General features: G+C 45.2%; 16 protein-coding genes. 8 read left to right on the forward strand and 8 right to left on the reverse strand.

All coding sequences use genetic code 11. The features are described 5' to 3' along the window. On the reverse strand, positions 1–5,702 hold a 5,702-nt coding region (locus BLR32_RS06910; protein ID WP_245705373.1), incomplete at its 3' end, for an Ig-like domain-containing protein. Positions 5,703–5,949: 247 nt separating this feature from the next. Between BLR32_RS06910 and BLR32_RS06915 the strand changes: the two genes are divergently transcribed. The 6 genes from BLR32_RS06915 (at position 5,950) to BLR32_RS06940 (ending at position 10,517) form a co-directional block, all read left to right on the forward strand. Next, on the forward strand, positions 5,950–6,576 hold the full coding sequence (locus BLR32_RS06915) for a response regulator (RefSeq protein WP_089830000.1): 627 nt from the start codon (positions 5,950–5,952) through the stop codon (positions 6,574–6,576). Positions 6,577–6,663: 87 nt separating this feature from the next. Continuing rightward, complete coding sequence (locus BLR32_RS06920; protein ID WP_089830002.1) at positions 6,664–7,845, forward strand: AhpC/TSA family protein; 1,182 nt, start codon at positions 6,664–6,666, stop codon at positions 7,843–7,845. A 152-nt stretch (positions 7,846–7,997) separates the two neighbouring features. After that, complete coding sequence (locus BLR32_RS06925; RefSeq protein WP_089830004.1) at positions 7,998–8,279, forward strand: hypothetical protein; 282 nt, start codon at positions 7,998–8,000, stop codon at positions 8,277–8,279. 238 nt (positions 8,280–8,517) lie between these two features. Beyond that, positions 8,518–9,078: an adenylyl-sulfate kinase gene (gene cysC, locus BLR32_RS06930; RefSeq protein WP_089830006.1), complete on the forward strand. Its 561-nt coding sequence runs from the start codon at positions 8,518–8,520 to the stop codon at positions 9,076–9,078. 11 nt (positions 9,079–9,089) lie between these two features. Further along, positions 9,090–9,914: a sulfotransferase gene (locus BLR32_RS06935; RefSeq protein ID WP_089830008.1), complete on the forward strand. Its 825-nt coding sequence runs from the start codon at positions 9,090–9,092 to the stop codon at positions 9,912–9,914. A 42-nt stretch (positions 9,915–9,956) separates the two neighbouring features. Beyond that, a complete protein-coding gene (locus tag BLR32_RS06940; protein WP_089830011.1) occupies positions 9,957–10,517 on the forward strand; it encodes a putative glycolipid-binding domain-containing protein in 561 nt (186 codons plus the stop codon). Here BLR32_RS06940 and BLR32_RS06945 read toward each other — a convergent pair. Genes BLR32_RS06945 through BLR32_RS06960 form a run of 4 tightly spaced genes read right to left on the reverse strand, consistent with a single transcriptional unit; the run spans position 10,514 to position 15,540 of the window. Then, on the reverse strand, positions 10,514–11,344 hold the full coding sequence (locus BLR32_RS06945) for a hypothetical protein (RefSeq protein ID WP_143011379.1): 831 nt from the start codon (positions 11,342–11,344) through the stop codon (positions 10,514–10,516). The two genes, BLR32_RS06940 and BLR32_RS06945, sit on opposite strands and share 4 nt — an antisense overlap. Before the next feature lie 18 nt (positions 11,345–11,362). Continuing rightward, positions 11,363–12,118, reverse strand: a complete 756-nt coding sequence (locus BLR32_RS06950; protein WP_089830016.1) for a LolA3 family protein — start codon at positions 12,116–12,118, stop codon at positions 11,363–11,365. Between the two features lie 12 nt (positions 12,119–12,130). Next, positions 12,131–13,219 carry a hypothetical protein gene (locus tag BLR32_RS06955; protein ID WP_143011380.1) on the reverse strand — a complete coding sequence of 363 codons (1,089 nt, stop codon included), beginning with the start codon at positions 13,217–13,219 and terminating at the stop codon, positions 12,131–12,133. Positions 13,220–13,230: 11 nt separating this feature from the next. Then, on the reverse strand, positions 13,231–15,540 hold the full coding sequence (locus tag BLR32_RS06960) for a hypothetical protein (RefSeq protein WP_089830019.1): 2,310 nt from the start codon (positions 15,538–15,540) through the stop codon (positions 13,231–13,233). Between the two features lie 465 nt (positions 15,541–16,005). Here BLR32_RS06960 and BLR32_RS06965 point away from each other — a divergent pair, with 465 nt between their 5' ends. Together BLR32_RS06965 and BLR32_RS06970 are read left to right on the forward strand one after the other, a co-directional pair. Further along, positions 16,006–16,215 (forward strand): YwbE family protein, encoded by a 210-nt coding sequence (locus BLR32_RS06965; RefSeq protein WP_089830021.1) that lies wholly within the window; start codon positions 16,006–16,008, stop codon positions 16,213–16,215. 191 nt (positions 16,216–16,406) lie between these two features. Further along, positions 16,407–16,640 carry a DUF6965 family protein gene (locus tag BLR32_RS06970; protein WP_089830023.1) on the forward strand — a complete coding sequence of 78 codons (234 nt, stop codon included), beginning with the start codon at positions 16,407–16,409 and terminating at the stop codon, positions 16,638–16,640. A gap of 11 nt (positions 16,641–16,651) precedes the next feature. On the opposite strand, the gene BLR32_RS06975 is transcribed toward BLR32_RS06970, so the two are convergent. The 3 genes from BLR32_RS06975 to BLR32_RS06985 all read right to left on the reverse strand — a co-directional run bounded on the left by BLR32_RS06975 (position 16,652) and on the right by BLR32_RS06985 (position 20,670). Further along, positions 16,652–17,536 carry a helix-turn-helix domain-containing protein gene (locus BLR32_RS06975; RefSeq protein WP_089830025.1) on the reverse strand — a complete coding sequence of 295 codons (885 nt, stop codon included), beginning with the start codon at positions 17,534–17,536 and terminating at the stop codon, positions 16,652–16,654. Between the two features lie 131 nt (positions 17,537–17,667). Beyond that, entirely contained in the window at positions 17,668–20,220 is a 2,553-nt protein-coding gene (locus BLR32_RS06980) for a TonB-dependent receptor domain-containing protein (protein WP_089830027.1), read from the reverse strand. 84 nt (positions 20,221–20,304) lie between these two features. Next, positions 20,305–20,670, reverse strand: coding sequence for a winged helix-turn-helix domain-containing protein (locus tag BLR32_RS06985; RefSeq protein WP_089830029.1), 366 nt, complete (start codon positions 20,668–20,670; stop codon positions 20,305–20,307). Positions 20,671–20,913 lie beyond the last annotated feature (243 nt).

Consider the following 20,913-nt stretch of genomic DNA (forward strand, 5'->3'; position numbering starts at 1 on the left):
CTAACATTACCTACAGCGTCTGTAGCGGTAGCAGTGAAGGCATGTGTACCGTCAGCCAGGGCTGTTGGCACCGTGAAGGCATAGTTACCACTAGCATTAGCCGTAGTTGTACCTACGGCAGATCCATCTACATATATAGTTACAGTACTATTAGCTTCTGCAGTTCCAGTTACTGTTGGTGTATTATCACTAGTCAGTGTTTGAGCAGTAGTAATAGTTGGTACTGTCGGCTTCTGCGTATCGATGGTGATATTCAGCGTAGCACTTGGAGCACTCACATTACCTACAGCATCAGTGGCTGTAGCAGTGAATGCATGTGTACCGTCTGCTAAAGCGGTTGGTACTGTAAACGTATAATTACCACTGGCATTAGCGGTAGTTGTACCTACTGCACTGCCATCTACATATATAGTTACAGTGCTGTTAGCTTCCGCTGTACCCGTTACAGTTGGCGTATTATCACTAGTCAGTGTCTGGGCAGTACTGATCGTTGGTACTATAGGTTTCTGCGTATCAATAGTGATATTCAGCGTAGCACTTGGCACACTGGTATTACCTACGGCATCGGTAGCAGTGGCAGTCAGCGCATAAGATCCGTCAGGCAGTGACGCAGTAAAGGTATAAGTATAATTACCACTGGCATCAGCAGATACTGTAGCTACAACGGCGCCATCCTTATATATAGTGACAGTACTGTTGGCTTCTGCAGTACCAGTTACAGTTGGTGTATTATCATTCGTCAGTGTCTGAGCGGTGGTGATAGTTGGTGCTGGCGGCGCCTGGGTATCAATAGTAATATTCAGGGCTGCGCTTGGTGCGCTGGTATTACCAACCGCATCTGTAGCAGTAGCAGTAAATGCCTGTGTGCCGTCAGAAAGGGCCGTCGGTACGGTGAAGGTGTAGTTACCACTGCCATTGGCGGTAGTGGTGCCTACTGCAGAACCATCTACATAGATAGTTACAGTGCTGTTAGCTTCAGCAGTGCCAGTTATAGTTGGCGTATTATCATTAGTCGATGTCTGAGCGGTAGTGATAGTTGGTGCTGGAGGCGCCTGCGTATCAATAGTGATATTCAGAGCAGCACTTGGCACGCTAACATTACCTACAGCATCTGTAGCAGTAGCCGTAAATGCATGTGAACCATCAGATAAAGCTGTCGGCACAGTGAAGGTATAATTACCACTGGTATTAGCAGTTGTTGTACCTACAGCAGAACCATCTACATATATAGTTACCGTGCTGTTAGCTTCCGCTGTACCAGTTACAGTCGGTGTATTGTCGCTGGTCAATGTCTGAGCAGTAGTAATGGTTGGCTTAGCCGGCGCTTGTGTATCTACTGTGATGTTCAGAGCAGCACTTGGCGCGCTTGTATTGCCTAAAGCATCAGTAGCGGTAGCCGTGAACGCATGTGTACCGTCAGACAAGGCTGTCGGCACAGTAAAGGTATAGTTACCGCCCGCGTTAGCAGTAGTTGTACCTACTGCGGAACCATCTACATATATGGTTACAGTGCTGTTAGCATCTGTTGTACCGGTTACAGTTGGGGTATTGTCTGCAGTCAGTGTCTGGGCAGTGGTGATAGTAGGTACTGCCGGCGCCTGGGTATCAATAGCGATATTCAGGGGAGCACTTGATGCACTCGTATTACCTACGCCATCTTTCGCGGTAGCCGTAAATGCATGCGTACCGTCAGACAACGCTGTTGGTACAGTGAAGGTATAATTACCACTGCCATCAGCAGTAGTTGTTCCTGCAGCACTACCATCTATATATATAGTTACGGTGCTACCAACTTCCGCTGTACCGGTTACAGTCGGTGTATTGTCATTCGTTGGCGTTTGAGCAGTAGTAATAGTCGGTACACCCGGCGCCTGCGTATCGATCAGGATATTCAAGGCAGCACTCTGCGGACCACTATTACCTGCTGCATCTGTAGCGGTAGCTGTTATGCCACGCAGACCGTCAGCTAGTGATGAAGTGAATGTATAGTTATAGGCGCCGCTGGCATTGGCGGTAGTTGTACCAGCCAACACACCGTCATGATAAATAGTGACTGTGCTGTTAGGCTCAGCGGAACCGGTGACTGTTGGCGTGTTGTCATTTGCCGGAGTTGCAACAGCTGATACAACCGGAGCAGGAGGCGCCTGGGTATCAATGGTAATGTTCAGTACATTACTCTGTGGGCTGGTATTGCCCGCTGCATCTTTAGCAGTGGCCGTGACAGCATATACATTATCCGCTAAGGCAGGGCTGAATGTATAAGAGAAATTACCGCTGGCATTAGCTGTAGTTGTAGCCACAGCAACGCCGCCCCTGTAAATAGTTACTGTGCTATTCGCTTCTGCAGTACCTGTTATAGTAGGCGTGTTATTATTAGTAATCAACTTATTAGTAGCAATAACCGGTGCATTAGGAGCAGTAGCATCTACCGTAATGTTTAGCGGACTGCTTTGCGCACTGGTATTGCCAATAGCATCGCTGGCAGTTGCAGTGATGCTATAAGTAGCGTCAGGCAAGGTAGAAAAAGTGTAAGTATAGTTGCCGGAAGCATTCGCGGTAGTAGTACCTACAGCCACGCCATCTTTATAAATTGTCACAGTGCTGTTAGGATCTGTTACACCGGTTACAGTAGGCGTATTATCATTTGTTGGCGTCTGTGCAGTAGTGACGGTCGGCACAGCAGGCGCCTGGGTATCTACTGTAAAGTTCAACGCCGGACTTTGTGCGCTGGTATTACCTGCCGCATCGGTAGCGGTTACTTTTACAGTATAAGGCCCGTCGGCGAGTACAGGGAAAGTAAAGATATAATCCCCATTATTATCTGCCTTGGCGGTACCGGCACTAACACCTCCATTATAGACCGTTACAGTGCTATTAGCTTCCGCTTTACCTATGATAGTAGGCGTATTGTCGTTGGTCACACCTGCAACACCACCTACCAGCGTCGGAGCGGCCGGGGTAGCCGGTGCAGTAACATCTATCGTCAGCGGGAACGGATCACTGCTGACACTCACATTGCCCGCAACATCTGTTGCAGTCACCGTAATATTATGTAATGAGGTACTCAGCGTGGGCGCTGTCAGCGTCCATTGACCAGATGCATTGGTAGTAGCCGTACCTATCTGTGTAGCGCCATCATATACTGTCACCAGGGAACCTGGTTCTGCAGAACCGGTCAGGTCAGGTGTAACATCATTCGATGCATTTCCACTACCCGATGCTAAAGCGGGTTGTCCTGGTTTGAAAGGTGCGGTCCGGTCTATTGTTATTGTATAAGTCGCGCTGGCAGCACTTGTATTGCTGCCGGTAGTAGCGGTTGCAGTGAAGGCATATGTACCATCTGCCAATGAAGTACCGGTATAGTCAAAGGTCCAGTTGCCGGAACCTTTGACAGTAGCAGTGCCTATCGAACCTACATCAGCCCTGTATACCGTAATAGTAGCGGAAGCCTGCCCTGTTCCACTGAAAGTCAGTGTGTTATCATTGGTGATATTATCTGTTGTACTAAGCCCATTATCGGTAGAGAAAGAAGTAATAACAGGAGCCGGCGGTGCATTTACCATCACCCTGCTATAGTCGATATTCAGTACCGGGTCAGACGCATATCCGCCGTATTCCACTACATATCCCAGATTCGAAGTATTCGGAAGGTCATTCCATTTACCCTGATTCGTGGAATACAACTGCATGTATTCTTCGTCAGTGCTCTGATAGTTATTCGGTTCACCCGCGTTCCACTTCATATAGGCAGAACCCACTGCCACAGGATTATTCAATCCTGTTGAAATAGCTGTTCCCTTCTCAGGACCTGTTACCCAATAATAATTACCGTAGGCCTGGTTCTGGTTATTATATACAGTACTGCCCACCGTAGTATTTATCAGCGTATAGTTACAGGTACCTCCTACCCAACCATCGCTGGAGAGCTTGGATGTAATGAAGTCATTTTCAATCTGCGCGGTGATAGTCGCCAGGTACCCCTGAAGACCATATAATGTACGGGCTTCCGCAGCTGTTTTTGCTGCGGTCCAGCTCATAGGAGTGGTAATATATTCGTAATAATGGGGCTTGGTACCAACCGTATAAGTCACTGCGTTACCCAATACAAAACGAATAGTTCTATTGGCGGTAGTTCCACTGGTAGTGTTGAACATGACGGTACGGTAAAAGGCCTGCCAGGCAGTTGCCGAAGCAGTACCGGTAAAGGTAGCCACCCCGGTGGTAGTATTATATGCACCTGTTACCCCGGTAGGTAATGTACCCCATGAGATCACATCTCCGGAAACAAAACCTGATTCTATATACACCTTTCCATCTGTGATACTGGAGCTTCCTTTTACAAGGATCTGATCATCAACGACGGTTGCGGCAGTAAATAATGATTTCTGCTGAATACCTTCATTCGTAGAAGTGATTTCGGAAGCAGTACTGGTAGCAGCCCTTGTAGCTAAGGTAAAGTAGTCGCCCTTAGTAAGGTTTACACCAGAAATACATACCCTGTTTACCAGGATGGTAACGCCAGTGCTGACAACAGTAGCGTTACTGAAATCGCCGTCCTTGTCGATCAGCAGGGCAAAGTTGCCCGAGTTGGAAACGTCAATACCCAATCCGGTCAGTTCGAAGCAGACATCCACCGTACCGATATTTCCGTTCAGGTCTGCACGCCATACCTGCTGCAACCTGGAGGTATAAGAAGATGGCGTCTGGGAAGAACTGCCATATCCTCCACGGTCGTCGCCGAAGCTTAATACTACGCCGGTATTGGTCGCGGAAGGGTTGGTAACTGACAGGATACCACTGAAAGAGGCACTGATATTATAAGTGCCTCCACAGGCTGAAGTACGTACACCCACACCGTTGATATCGTTATTGTAAGGGATACCAAGGGTATAGTTAGACGCCATATCGGTAAAATCCGTTGCATATTTAGCAGCGAGGTAAATATTGATCTTTTCTATTTCACAGGCAGTCAGTTTCCTGTTATATACAATCAGTTCACTGATATCGCCATTATAATAATTATTATCACCATCCAGACCTATCTTAAAAGTAGAAAGACCAGAAGCGCTGGCTGTCTGGTCCGTAAATGCAGAAATCAGCTTCCCGTTAAGGTAAGCTGCAGATGCATTAGCGCCACTACTATAGACGGCTGTGACAAGCCGCGTTTCTCCAGCTTTTGCACCTCCGGGTATGACGACGGCCGTTCCCCCTGTATTCAGACTGGCATCAGTAGTACCAGTAGCCGCCTTATTATTAAAATAGCGTTGCTGGCTGCCATTATCATTTCCCCAAACTGCCTGTGCATTGCCATCGTTCGTACCTGGCCGGTACACTGCGAAGATGGTGACATCAGGTGAAGTCACTGCCCTGATATCCAATCCGGAAACTGTCATGCCCGAACCAGCAGATGCCGAAGTCCGGGTAAAATTGACAACCGGGCGGTCGTTTGCACCGCCACTATTATATTTCACTGCGTTAGCGCCAGAGCTGACTGCATTATGCCCGCCACCTGACTTATCATACCAGGTAGACAGTGTTGTGCCATAAGCCGGAGCAGTTCCCCCTGCCAGTACGTCGGAGGCGTCCAGCCACAACACAGCTCCGCTATTTACACCGGCTGGTCCTGTCTGGGCATATAAAGAACTACTGAGCAAAAAGCATATAAATATGCTGCCCAGGCACTTACGAAGAAATGATCTCATTCTGAAATTAATTGTGTATTGGTATTGGGACAGAAGACAGGGAAGTGCTTCCGAATCGTTCATAGGTACGTTTTGTTTAGTGTCAGTTGACAGTTTTCATATACAACAAATTTATATACTTGTTTGATTTAATTATTTAGAATAACTTGTATTAATATGTAGTAGTTTTACTACAAAAGTTTTCTTCTCCACCTTCCATTCATTGTTTATTTAACCGTTGTAACGTACTTTTACACAATAAGTTGCTATGCCTAATATCTTAGTTGTCGATGATCAGGAGGTGGTCCGGTACGGAACTACACTCATTTTGCAGAAGTCCATCGAGGATGCGCATGTCAGTGAAGCGGCCAGTTTCGAGGATACCCTGAAAATGTTGTCCACTAAAAAATTCGATCTGCTGATACTGGATATTGACATGCCCGGAGGGAATAATCACCAGATGCTGGATGTGATCCGTCTGAGGCATCCGGATATCAGGATCCTTATCTTTTCCAGTTACGACGAGCAGATCTTTGGATGGCGTTACCTGGAAGCGGGAGCTGATGGTTTCCTGTCCAAAAAAACAGGTATAGAAGAGATCAAAAATGCGGCAAAGACCCTGTTAAGGGGCGAAAAATACCTAAGCCCCACCCTGAAACAAACATTACTGAACAATTTCACCAATAAAAAAGCTGCTACTAATCCTATTCAGCGTTTATCCAGCCGCGAGAACAATATCATGCAACTGCTGATCAAAGGTTCCAGCGTGGCAGAAATAGCCGAAAAACTCAGCTTACAGATCTCGACTGTCAGCACTTACAAAAAGCGCATTTTTGAGAAACTGCAGGTATCTAACGTCATAGAAATGATAGAGAAAGTACAGCTTTACTCATAATCCCCATTCTCCATTTATTAAATAATTATTATATTGATACCCCGAATCAACTAGAATCTTTAACGTAAGCATTATTCCAACGACCCTATGAAAAGACTAACGACTGTCGTGATGGGCATTCTTGTAACCTCTTTTTCCATCGCCCAGGAAAAACGCGGCCCATTTGAGTTAAACGGCACTATTACGGGCAAAGACAATGGATATGTATACCTCCGCTATGGTAATGGCTTCTACATCGAAGATAGCTGTGCTGTTAAAAACGGTACTTTTTCCTTTAAAGGCATGCTCAGTGAACCGGTATTAGCTACTATCAGCGGTAATGGGGAAAGTGGAATCAATTTCTACCTCGATCCGTCCACCATGAGTATTAATATTAAGTCACCGGCCTTCCAGGAAGCTACCATAACGGGCTCCGACACACAAAATGACTACCAGGAGCTCATAAATGCCAGGGTCGGCGTACAAACGGAGATGGCGCCGCTCTCCCAGGCCTTTGAAGACGCCAATAAGCAATATCTCAAGGCTATACAGGCGAGGAAAAGTGAAGCCGAATTAAACACATTAAAGGCCAAAGCAGATGCTGCCAGGCAACAGCTGCTACCCCTGCAGGAGAAGGCCAGGGAAGTCAGCTACAGCTTTTTCCGTTCTCACCCTGACTCCTATGTTACAGCAGCAGAACTGCGGTATTTTACCAACTATATGAAGCCGGAAACGCTGAAATCCTATATATCTAAACTCTCGCCATGGTTGCAAACCAGCATCTATGGCAAGGAGTTATCCGATGCCCTGGAGAAGATCCAGAATGGCTCACCAGGTAGCCGTGCGCAGTTGTTCAGTCAGCGGGACATAAACGGCCAACCAGTCAGCCTGATGGACTTTAAAGGCAAATACCTGCTGCTCGACTTCTGGGCCAGCTGGTGCCTTCCCTGCAGGAAGAATAATACCCATCTGAAAGAGCTATACGCCTTATATAAAGATAAAGGACTAACTATACTGGGTGTGGCTGATAATGATGATAAAGCGGAAGAATGGAAGAAAGCGATTGCAAAAGATGGTGTGGGCATCTGGAGTCATGTGCTCCGCGGACTAGACACTAACAAGTTCAAAGAGGACGGTAAACCCCAACCAGGAGATATTTACAATATGTATGGAGTCCATGCAGTCCCTACCGAGATTCTGATCAATCCTGAAGGGATCATCATAGCCCGCTTTGGAAGCGGAGGCGATGATTATGAACAGCTGGATACGAAGCTGGCAGAGATTTTCTGAGGAACAGGCTGCCTTGCAATACCTGTGAGAAACAGTTTGCCGGGCAGTCTCACCAGTTTGCATAATTTTCACATTTCTATATAATCGCATCCGGGCTGAAAGTGATAACTTTGTCCTTAGTTTTGTTACCAGCCTAAAAGAAGTTGTGTGTTATGGAAATTACCTTTCATATATTGTTGCACCTCAAGACAATGGACGGACATGAAAATTTCGGTAAATTCTGTATGGGCCATGACAGAGAAGCCGCCGAAAGTATTTTTCATCAGCTCAAAGGAAATTCCAATGTAACAGATCAGTGTGGCCTGTGTCTCGAATTTATTGAGATGCATGATAATCTTCCATATAATATCAGATTGATGAGCTGTACATTGGATCAACTGGCGGAAAACGTTAAGATCATTACCAAAGAAACATTCAAACGATTTGCTGTATAACGGTAAACTATCGCCTCCGTTCACCTGTTCCCGGAAGGATGATGTGTGAAAAAAATCCTCCATACATCGGCACATTTCCGGGTTTCATCTATATTATCCTTTCACTTAGACATATTTAATTAGTTTAGCCTCCATATCACACTGCGAGCACACATTTAACCCACCATTTATCCTATAAGCTGCACCATTTATCCTACATCACCTGCTGTCGGCTGTTCAACCTGTAAATCAATATGCGATGATTATACAACTATGCGGTTTATCCGGTGCAGGGAAATCTACCATTGCAAAAAACGTACAACGAAAAGCAGCAGCTTATGGTACACCAATCGAAATTATTGACGGCGACATTTACCGGGAATCTCTTTGCCGGGACCTGGGTTTTTCAAAGGAAGACCGATGTGAAAACATCCGTCGTCTGGGCTTTGTAGCCAGTCGCCTATCAAATTATGGTATTGTTTGTATCATCAGCGCTATCAATCCTTATGAAGCGATACGAAAGGAATTGTCGGCCACTTATACAGACGTAAAAACGGTGTTTATTGATTGTGCGGTGGATGAGCTGATTGCGAGAGATACAAAAGGGCTTTACAAACGGGCGCTGTTACCAGACGGTCATCCTGATAAGCTAAACAATCTTACAGGCATCAATGATCCTTTTGAGGTTCCCTCCCGGCCTGACCTTCATCTTCATACAGATAAACAAAGTATCACTGTCTGCACTAATTTATTCCTTCAATTCATTAACCAGTCGCTGGCATTACAGCAGGCGCAATACGCCAACGTGGCTTCCAACTAAGAGCAAATAACATGAGCAATAATGTATTGATTATAACGGGCATGCACCGTTCGGGCACTTCTTTGCTTACCCAATGGCTATACAGGTGCGGATTACATATGGGTGATCAGTTCCTGGGAGCCGGCATCGGCAATACACAAGGACATTATGAGGATGTAGATTTCTATAATTATCACCAGCGGGTATTAAGTGAACATGACCTTAATAAAGATGGTCTTGTTACCACTCCGCTGCAATCTTTATCTGAGGCGCAGCAACAATCCTTACGCCTGTTGATCAGGGAAAAGGCGGCAAGCCAGGTGCAATGGGGATGGAAAGATCCACGCACCTGCCTTTTCCTACCCTTCTACAGGGAGATCCTACCGGACGCCCGTTACCTGGTCATATTACGTGACCACAGAAGCGTTGTCAGTTCACTTATCCAGCGCTTATACGCTGAAAGTGTACATAAATATGAGCGAAAAGGATGGCTACCACGATTGATCTGGCAGTACTTTAAACAGCCTTACCGGAAAGAAAAACTACTGAGAAAATACAGTGAGCACAATCTGAAAGTATGGATCTCCTACAATGACGCCATCCTGCAACACCTGCAACAACTACCTCCTTCCGCCTACCTGGTAGTGGATCATTCTTTTCTTACTAACCGTAACCAGCAAGTATTTGAGCATCTGTCTGCGCAGTGGAGATTCCAGCTTAAATATTGCGACTTCAAGGCCTTGTATAAAGAAAGCCTCATCAGTGAGCGATTGGATATTACGTCTTATATCAATGATCCTTCACTCTTACAAAGGGCGGCAGATATACAATGTAAATTGCAGGCGCTGGCTCTCTGAGTGTATCGGCACGATTTTTCGTAAATTGAAGAAAAACGACGTATGACCTCAAAGCAGATTGTCTGGAAAGGAACTTACTATAATACGCTCGAATACCTTCATATTCAGTCTGATGATACTCATCACATACAAGGCTACATTACCGGGCTTGTGAAGGACCTGCCACTGCATGTCCATTATCATATTACGGCTAATGCTGACTGGGAAACAACTGGTGTCCTGATCAGGGTGCATGGTCATATCCAGAAGGAATTACAGTTTACAAGACAAGATGGCAAGTGGTACGATAAACAGGGGACTATTCACGAGATATTTGAACCTTGTATTGATATTGATATTTCTATCACCCCATTTACGAATACACTGGCCATAAATCGCTTATCACTTGTTGAGGGAGAATCGAAGGAGATTACTGTTTTATATTTTGACCTGCCGGCCATGGATGTGAAACCTGTGAAACAGAGATACACAAAACTGGCCGACAGGTTGTATAGATATGAGAGTTTATGGTCGGGATTTACAGCAGAGCTGGAAGTAGATGATGATGGATTGGTGAGGGACTATCCGGGAATATGGGTCAGGGACTGGCCTGTTTCCGGTTAATCTTCCGCATTTTCATCCGTCAATTCCTGCACAAAGTCAGGATGTCCGACAATCCAACCGGAATCCGTACTTGATTTCACGAAATACCAGATCCATTGCTTATTTCCAAAACTTCCGATGGTGTCATTGGTTCTGATAAACCCTACGATTGAACGATCCTTCAATAGCCTGATTTTATGAGCATTTGTGTCCGGAGTCTCATATAAAGGTATAGCAGCTATCGTTTTGAGCCTGGTGTCACCCTTCAAAGATATCTCCGGAATATCAAATTTTATATCAGGATATAACTGTTTTAAATCGTGGGCCATTCTCAGGAGGATTCCCGTCAAACCGTCTACAGCACCAACGGGTACATCCAGTTTTTTAAAGCTGCCATCCTGTATAGATCTTCTAAAACTAATATATCGTCCATCGAATGTGATACATTCATAAAAAGCACCATTGGCAGACTGGGTCTCCTTAATAACCCCAAAGACTTTATCAAAGTACAAGTCGTTCGTGCCCACAGCAGCTCCACCATCCTCAAAAGTTGAATACTGCATTCTTAAAGCTGTATCATCTTCAAAAGACAACATTGTTTTCAAAGTGTCATTGATGCCGTTGGGAAGAAAGTATGCAGTCCTTGTTGCATAGACCCTGTTTTTAATTGCGCCGACGGTACTATCGATTCTTTTCATCATTTCCTGATCAACTCCATTCCCCTCTGCTTGTGGATTTGAAGTTGCCTTCTCCACGGCTACAGTGTCATTATTTACGGCAGGAGCTTGCTGATTGTTACAGGCTAAACACACTGTAAATACGCCCAATAATAATTTCGAGCCAGTCATGGTATATTTACTCATTTTCTATTGCAAATCCGGAGAGCCAACAAATATCTTATACTCGCTATACGCAGCCGTCGGCTTAAATTCATCTCCCTCTTTGTAGAAGAACTGCGTATTATCAAACCGCTTCTGTTGATCAGAAAGCTGTTTGTAATTATCATAATAGCTCTGCACAATCGCATACTCCCCATACTCCTGCGGCGCCTCCGCATTTGCCCCACCGTTAGCCTCCATCAGCATGCTTGTTTTAAGCACGTACCTCATAGCCGTCAGATAGCCGGAAGACTTGTCAAAATCCATCTGCACCTCCTTATAAGGACCACCTTGTCTGAATCCAACACGGATAGATTTCACGCTTCCTTTTTCCGTAACAGAACAACGGATTACACCGGCAGTTTTCAATGACTCCCGCATCTGCTCCAATGGATCAGCTGCATTCAGTGCCACCGGTTTTGACAGATACATGATCTTATCTTCCCTGAAAAGGGTGACGATATATTTATCATTAGCCGTCATTTCAGTATTAGCCAACTGATAGTAATAGCTGCTACCCGCAATGTCCGCATGTCCGCTTAAAGAATCCAGCACCTGCTCAGGATGCAGTTCGCTGGCGTAAGTATACCTGATATCAAAAGACAAAGCCTTCTGTTGGTAAACACTCTGCAGCGTTTTCATTTCGGCAAATAATTTCACCGTATCATTCACTTCCTGTGCGGTTGCCGTTTGGAATATCGCAAAACCGCACAGGATCATTAAACCTGTTCTCAGCACTTTCATATTTCTTATAAACTATTTCGTATAAACAAACTTCATCTGCCAGTATTCATTCCTGGAATTCTTCACACGCAGCAGGTAGCTTTTACCATCCTGCAGATTGTATTTTCTTTTCACTTCGAATGCCATCATGTTATCACCGGGCTTCACATTCAGGTCGCCGGATGCGATCACAGTATTACCTGTTTCCAGGCCTACCAGCTCATACTTCACTACATTATCATTCACCTCATTGGTGTAAGTAAAATGTACATTTCCGGTTACCGCTGCCACAGCACCGTCCAGTTCTTTTCTCAGCTGGATATGTGTATTTTCTGTTGTTTCTTTCTTCACCAGTGTAGATTTCAGTCTGAATGTCCATACGTCTGTCTGCGCTGCAAAAGCAGGACCGTTTTTCGCAATAATAGTCCAGGCGTATTGTTTACCGGTATCCAGCGATAATGCGGAAGACGGGTAGTTGGCAAACAGGTTGTTTGTTGACGGCAGTCTGTATACAGGCAGGTTTTGCTGTATGGCTTCTACGGCTGATTGTCCGCTTCTTACTTCTGTCAGCAGTAACTCGTAGTTCAGGTTACTGAAGATATTCGCAGGAGATGGTGGTAACCAGGTGAACTGCGGATTGAATGTTTCCAGTACGCTCTGGTCTGCCGGCGTATTCAGTAATGGCGGTCCTACAGGCGCTACCGCAAAAGGAATACAATCTTCAGAGATCAGGTCACCATGGGAAACACCCTGGATAAACAGGCTGTAGCATGCCTGGTAGTTACCTACCGGCAATAACCCATTCGGACTTCTGTCAGCTACATTCGAGAGGTATTCATACTGCACAGGAGATACATCGCTCACCTGCAGTTGCTTCGCACCTTTCGCCAAGGTAATGTTACGGGAAATACCAGTCAATACCGGTTGATTGGTTTTGATATCTGTCAGGCGCATTACTATTTTAACGGTAGTGGGTGCCTCAGATACGGATACCAGTACGATATTCCACAACTGCGCTTTCACCAATACACCTTCAGGAGGTACTTGAGCAGTCATACTAACCTGCGCTTTGGTCTGCATACCAAAGAATACAACAAGTAGTAACAGCAGGTAATTTTTCATGTTGGTCATGTTTAAAATGTCTTTGTATAGGTTAATCTTCCATTATTACTGGATACCAGGCGCTTTTCCATGCCCGGTATAAATGCCTTTTCTGCCATAACAGCAATCTCACCCAACAGCGGGATAATGACTCTTCCATTAGCGGAATAGCCTATCTGTGTTAGGTCATAAACTGTCTGGTAATTATACTTCAAGCCACCACCGATCTCCAGCCATGTTCTCATTTTATACTGCACATTTCCATCTGCGCCATACAGGTTGTATTCCGGATTGGTAGCGAATGAACCTCCGCCATTGATAGTAAACTTCCCTACAAACAAGGTCTGATTTAACATCATATTCTTGCTGTTGAAATAGAGGAAATTACTATCGGTCTGTTTATTATAAAATTGTGTGTAGGAGAATACAGTACTCATCATAATACCCCTGTAAGTATAGAAATGGCTGGCAGTTCCCACCAGGTTGTAAAACAGGTTTTCTGAATAACTGTTATCACTCAGCTTTGTGATCTGGGAACTGGGGTAATACCCAACAGTGATCACCGGCCATTTCTTTCTCCGGAAGGTAGCCTGTATACTTTTGAAAACAGTATTACTCTGATAGTTTGTCTGCTGATAATTCGTTGTAAAATCATTCTTCTTGATGCTTCCGCTGATGGTCAGCTGCTGTTTAAAGAACGGCTGATCCACCCTGACAGACCACGCTGTTTGTGAAGAACCAGTAGTAAAGAGACTGAACGACTGGAAGTTAGCACCCATCATCTTATACATACCATTGATCTTCGTTCCCGTCTGAGGCCAGAAAGAGCTGGCTTTCACAGAGTAGGCCTCATTGGAATGATCATCCAATTTAAATACGCTTGCAAGGGTACTGCTATGATCTTCAGCAGACCTGGCATAAGTTGGCAGTGATGATTTGGCGGCCTCCCCGATAATATAGTTGTTCGCATCCAGTTGCCAGCGACCTTCCAGAGAGAACCCCATGATCCGTTGTTCCAGGTTGCCGGTATTCGTGCTACCTCCCGGGACTGTATTGAAATTGTACACCTGTTTTTTACCAGTATAGTAAGTCACAATGATATTGTTGCCATCTCTCATACCCAGGCCTGCCCGCATGAGTGTCAGGTATTGCCTGGACCTGTTTTCATTGAAGAAAAAGTCACGGAAACGGTAATCCACGCGACCGGTGGCAAAAGCGACATAATAAGAGGGATTGTATTCTGCCTGCACACCCAGTATGCTGATATCCTTGGCTGTCAGCTCTGAATAATTGACCAGTGTACGGCCAATACCGACTGAGCGGATAGCCAGCAGGTGTTTATACCCTTTAGGTAACATAGTGTCCGGCAGGTTGGCTGCCTTGAGGTTCTCTGCCAGTTCTTTGTTATTCTTACTACGTACCAGTATATCCGCCAGGGCGCCTTTCCGACTGTTATAGATGCCCTCCTGTTTCTTATACAGTGCCTGCAATTTTGCCAGCTCTGCCTGCAGGGAGTCCAGTTTCCTTTCCACGCCTTCGTAGTTGGCACTCAGTTTCTTCAATGCAGAATCTGCCTTCTCTTTTTCCGAGTCGCCCTTGTCTTTCATGTCATCGGGCAGTTCCAATTTCCCCAGCCCTCTTTTCCCGATATTGAGGTCAGGCATTTCCATCTCCGGTTTGTTAAGCGCTGCCAATGAGTCTTTAATTCTTCCATAATAGGCTCTTTCCCGGGCCTCTATCATACGCTGTAATAACGCTGGATCTGTTTTCCACCCTCTCAGCTTATTGATCTCCTGCTGTTTTGCCTCCAGCTGCGCCCGGAGCTTCTCCAGTTCTTCCAGCTGCGCATACTTTCCGGCATCCCAGCCTTTGGCACGCTCCAACATGGCATTTTTAAAATCCCTGCTGGTGAACTGAAGATTAAAATCCGTCAGGTTTCTGAATAGAGAGGAATTTCCCATCCTGGTTGTAAAGTTCACGCGTAAAGGATAACGATCCTTATAGGTGAGTACCAGGCTGGTTTGTAAAGTATGTTGATAAACATCTTTCTGAACGTAGGGGGTGTCAACATTAGACTGATAGAAAAGATCGTACATCACATTCCCATGCACGGTCAGCAAAGGGGTACGTGGAGTCGCAACAATTGATCCGGAATTGTTTTTTCTGCGCTCGTAATATCCAATTACCGTATCCGCACCGAGTGGCCGGAAAGGAACAATGAGAATAACAGGGGCTTTATTATCTCCATTCACAAAATAGTACAGACTATCGCCAAACTGTGGGTATTGCTGGCGCTGCGGAAGTTTTACTTTCCACTTCCTGTAATAGTCGGACATCTGCATATTTACCGCAGATTGACTATATACCTGGCATATAGTGAACGATAATGTGATTAAAAGGGATAAAAAGTATTTCACGGTATAACAAATCGAACTACTTTAAAGCTAATAACATCCTCCTATTTAAGGGATTAATGTAATGTGCCTCATTGCAGATTATTAATCAGGAAAGCAAACAATTCTAAAACAGTTTTTGAACAAAGCAATGAAACATAACAAGTATGCAATAATCGATTCTGGCACAAATACTGGAGGAAAAAAGGATTCTTTTCACAGAGGTCTGGCGTCAAACAATCCAAAAATGCTGTCCCAATAGTTGTATGGCAAACATAGGCATTTTTTAAAACATTTAATATTATACGGATGTTTTTTTATTTAAATAATCGCCTGAAGCTCCTGTTATTAGCATCCTGATCCGGCATATGGGTTGCGTAAAATACCTACCTTTGCGCGCAGAATTTTAAAACTATGGACGGTCAGTACAGAAAAGATATATACCCGGGATTGGCAGTGGCGATCATTCTCAAAAAAGACCAGCGCAGCGGTAAGCTGACATATGGTATTGTAAAAGACATTCTCACCTCCTCCCCTTACCATTCCCGGGGTATAAAAGTCAGACTGGAAGACGGCCAGATAGGCCGTGTAGCAGCTTTCGCTGAAGACGAAGACCTGCTTTAGAACTGCAACTGCTGCAAGATGGTCGGATGCTTGCCTATGTCATCTATTTCGATGACCTGCTTCTCAAACAATGCATGCTTACGTCCCGCCTGTTTAACATTGATTATCAGCTTCATCAGGGTTTTATTTAGGATGGTACTGCTAAGATAAAAAAATTCACTTAAATACCTCTACGCGGTTATCTTTGCCGCATGAAATATGCCGACAAAGAGATCCAGGAGATGGAAGAATTTTTTAAAACAGCCGATCTGCCAGCAACTATTGAGTTAAGTCCGGGAAGTGTTATTACCAATGTTCCGGCTTTTGTGTACAGCCACCTTCAGATTATCAAACTAAGAAAAGGGGTAGGAATTTTTGAGGTGTTCTACGACCGTCTTGTAATAGTGAAAGAGAAATTAACCGGCGTAAATCAGGGAGTATCATAGGTACTCCCCGATTATACCAGTTTTGCCGAACGGGGTGTCATACCCGTTTGCTTTTTAAAGAAGTTATTAAAGTAAGCCGGATAATCAAACCCCAGGCTATATGCGATATCCGCAATACTCCAGTCCGTATTTCTCAGTAATAATTTTGCCTCTGCAATGATCCGCTCCCTGATATGCACCGTGGTAGCCTTTCCTGTAACATCTCTTACTGCATGATTGAGATGGTTTACATGAATAGCCAGGTGTTTTGCATAGTCACCTGCCGTTTTCAATCCCAGGGTCTGCGACTGTGAGTTGATAGGGAACTGTTTTTCCAGCAACTCCATAAATGACATGGTAATACGTACCGCAGCGCTGCTTTGCTTATTGACGGCCATCGCAGGCTGCATCCGCAATGCTTCATGAATAATGAGGTTCACATAGCTTCCGATCACGTCATACTTGTGTACATAATCTGTAGCCTCTTCCTCAATCAATTTCCTGAAAAGTCCTTCCACAGTGGCATACTGTTCTTCAGTCAGGAAACACACCGGATTCCCGCCTATTTTAAATAAGGGTGAATCCTGCAGCGATAAACGCGCTCTGTCTCGTATATGCACAAATTCTTCTGTGAACTGGCAGTAGTACCCCGTCCAGCTTTCTGACACAGGCTCCCAGCTGTAAGGTACCAATGGATTGGAGAATGTCAGCGCTGGCCTGTCTATCAGAATACCCTGATCAGCATAGTGTAACCTGCTGATACCTCTAAATAAGGTTATTTTATAAAAATCCCTGCGGATATAAGGTGTTGCTACTTTGAACTGATCGCTTACTGCATGCACTTTAAAATGCCCGTTCTCAACTGTCACTCCATCACACCCATACATTAAACGTCCTCTATTTTCGTTGGCTTCCATATTAACAAATTTGAGATAAGACTATTCTGACAATAAATCTACGTCAAAATAGTCTTACTCAAATGTTTATCTATAAAATCGCCAACTTTTGGCATTCAAACAGCAAAGCTATTTTATTGAATAGTATTTGCTCAGCGGATGCCGTAGGTTAATGTCAGGTAATACATTCCGCCAACAGACGGCCCTCCCAGGAAGGAGTAATAATACTTATTCAACAGGTTGCTGGCGCCCAGCTTTGCTCTGCAGTTCAGTTTATCAAAAGTGTAGGTCACCTGCGCATCGAGTGTGGAATAAGCGTCTACATCGCCATTCACCAGGAAGGACTGCCAGTAATAGCTACTCTGCCATTTCCAGGAAATACCGGCGCCTGCGTGCTTGATGATACGCTCTTTGGCTACAGATACATTCACCGTCCAGGATGGGGTGTTAAAACCGTCTTCCAGTCCGTCTTCCTTGTCAGACATCTTCAGTTTTGCATAGGTCACATTGCCATTTGCCACATAACCCTGTTCTGTATAGGTCAGACCTACGCTTCCGCCATAGTTGTTGACCACCGTCTGCGAATTCGTCCACATGCGGTAAGGGCTCTGTTTACTTTTGCTGTACAGCGCAAAAGGAATAGAGTCTGTCACCTGCGTATTCGGCACATTCATATTTGCCTGGGCAATAAAGTTGGCGTACCTGTTCAGGTAAGCTTCTGCATCTATAAAGAATCTCCCTTCGCCAAAGAGACCCTTATACCCTACTTCCACCGACTTCACATGCTCTGCCTTGATATAGGTATATGGATTCTTTTTGAGGATGTTTTTATTCTTTGTGATTGCTTCAGGCTGTGTAAGCCCGTTCTTATTGATATCGTTCAGCACTGCTGATTGGAACGTAGTAATCGATGATGCCAGCCATGCATTCTCAAAGATACCCTGCGACATAGCAGGCAATCCGCCTACACGCTTCACACCGCCGCTGTTTACGTTGGAATAGGCTTCAAAGATGCTGGGATAGCGATAACCGCTCTGATAAGATGCACGGAAATGCTGGGTATTTACCGGTGAATACACAGCCGTAAAACGAGGTGTGATCATCAGGTCGAAATAGTCGTTCTTATCACCCCGTATAATAGCGCCCAGTTTCAGATCGCCGTCGAACAAGGTTTTCGTAACAGAGATGAAACCACCCGTCTTCGCATAATGGATATTTGAATACTCCTTGCCCTGTTTAGGATTGATAAAGTAGTTCCCGTCCGGCTCAATAATGTAGGTACGGTGATCGCCACCTACCAGGATCTGCATACCCAGTTTCTCCTTCACATCACGTAGTAAGTTAGCTGTCAGATCTACCTGACCTTCAGCATGTACAAAGCTTGCTTTTACCTTCAATGCAGCGCCTATATCCCAGTTATTGATCTGCGCCAGTTTGTTCAGTACATTATCGAATGCCGCTGTTCCTGGTTGATACCTCCCTGCATCTGCAGCTGTTCTTGCCGCCCGGTGAGCGTCAGCGATAGATGCCCCGCCGCCTGTTGCGTTGTTGAAAGCAGTGGTATAGTCAGCATACCATTTGTCGTCGGGCTTATAATTACGGTCGATGTTCTCTGCCATAGAACGCAGGTTATAAGAGTTACCGGTGTTTTCACGGTTGAGGTATAACTTCAGTTCTACACTGTTCGACTGGAACTGTAACCCATGTTGCTGTACCAGGTAATCCTGCAGGCGGAAACGATTAGCGCGCTGATAGACGTTATCCAGCAGGGCCATGTGATACAGGTAGGTCAGTGTCATGCCCGGCTTCAGCTGATAATAGATGCCTGCATCAGCTTTAATATTCTGCAGATCATAATTTACTACATCCTTTTCGTCATAACCGGTACGCGCCACGACGTAATTACGTCCACCGAGAGTGATCGTTTTCCTGTCAGATGATTCATTTCCGTAGCTGCTCAGCGGGTCCTGCGCGGGATTATCCTTTCCCAGCAAACCTGTGCTGGCATTGGCTTGCCCATTCAGTTCCCGGTGATCATTGGCAATCCAGTCATACCCTTTATTAAAAGTACCATTGATCTTGAATGCCAGTCTGGGACTGATCACCTTTGCCCAACGCAGACTTGTTTCTGTATATCCTTTCACACTGCTATTGGCGTCGCCCAAGTGTGTCAGCGCGGTTTTCTGCTGTATGCTTACTCCTTCAGAGGTAAATGGATTCTTCGTTGATATGTTGGCCAACCCGTTGACAGTATTCATGCCATACAATGCTGACGCTACTCCCGGCAGGATCTCTACGTTGCTGACGTCAAGATCGGAAGGCCCCAGTGCATTGGCTATGGGTCCGCCGATATGTGGCGACTGCACATCCATACCATCTACCAGCTGTGCGAAACGCACATTGGTAGTATTCGCAAAACCACGGGCATTTAACACTTTAAATCCAAGGCTGGGAGTGATCAATTGCACGCCCTGTAAATGTTCGAGCGCATCATAAAAAGAAGGTGCAGCAGACATCCGGAAGTATTGCTCTCCCGCTTTCTGGATGCTCACAGGTGACTGCAGCAGGCTTTCCCTGGTACGGGATGCTGATACGGTTACCTCAGACAATATTTTCACTACAGTATCTCTCTGCACATAAGAAGTATCCTGCCCATACACACCTGCACTACACAAAACAAAAGCGATGAATAAAGATTTGGTCATAAGAGTCATTTAATTCGTTATATCTTATGAGATATAACGATCAGGTAAAAAAAGCACATTCTCATGATGTGCATTGTCTGTTTCTTATTTTAAACGTTGTGTCTCTTCTTCTAAGAATTTGCTGAACCGTACTCTCAAATCACGATGGTAGGCAATCAGCTGACGGGCCTCCTCAGAAATGGCGGAACCGCCTCCGTTATCACCGCCCGTACTGGTAACCACTAAAGGAACACCTGCCATATTGTTCAGGTTATTAATGAGTTCCCAGGCTTTCTTATAGGACATCTTCATTCTCTTCGCTGCCTGATTAATAGAACCGGTTTCCTGGATCAGTTCCAGCAATTCTACTGGTCCGGGTCCGAAGAATCGCTTGCCATTTCCCTCTACCCACAGGCTACCGTTTACTTTCAGCGCGCCATTTACCAGTATGTCTTTGATTGCTTTTTCCATTTCGTTAGATTCCGGTTGTGATGATATTATGATGGCAAATATCCGATAATCATTATATGTTGTGCGAATTTTCATGAAATCCGAAATGACATCCGATGCCGGGGATTCGTTTCGTTCTGGGTTGTCACCGTTCCCCGGGGTTATCACCCATCCCGGGGTTATCACCCCGCGCTACAAACACGTCGCTCCTAACGGAGCTAATTGCAGCGGATGATCACATTATATTCTAATATCTGATTTGGC

The sequence above is a fragment of the Chitinophaga filiformis genome (assembly GCF_900102545.1).
GTDB lineage: Bacteria > Bacteroidota > Bacteroidia > Chitinophagales > Chitinophagaceae > Chitinophaga > Chitinophaga filiformis.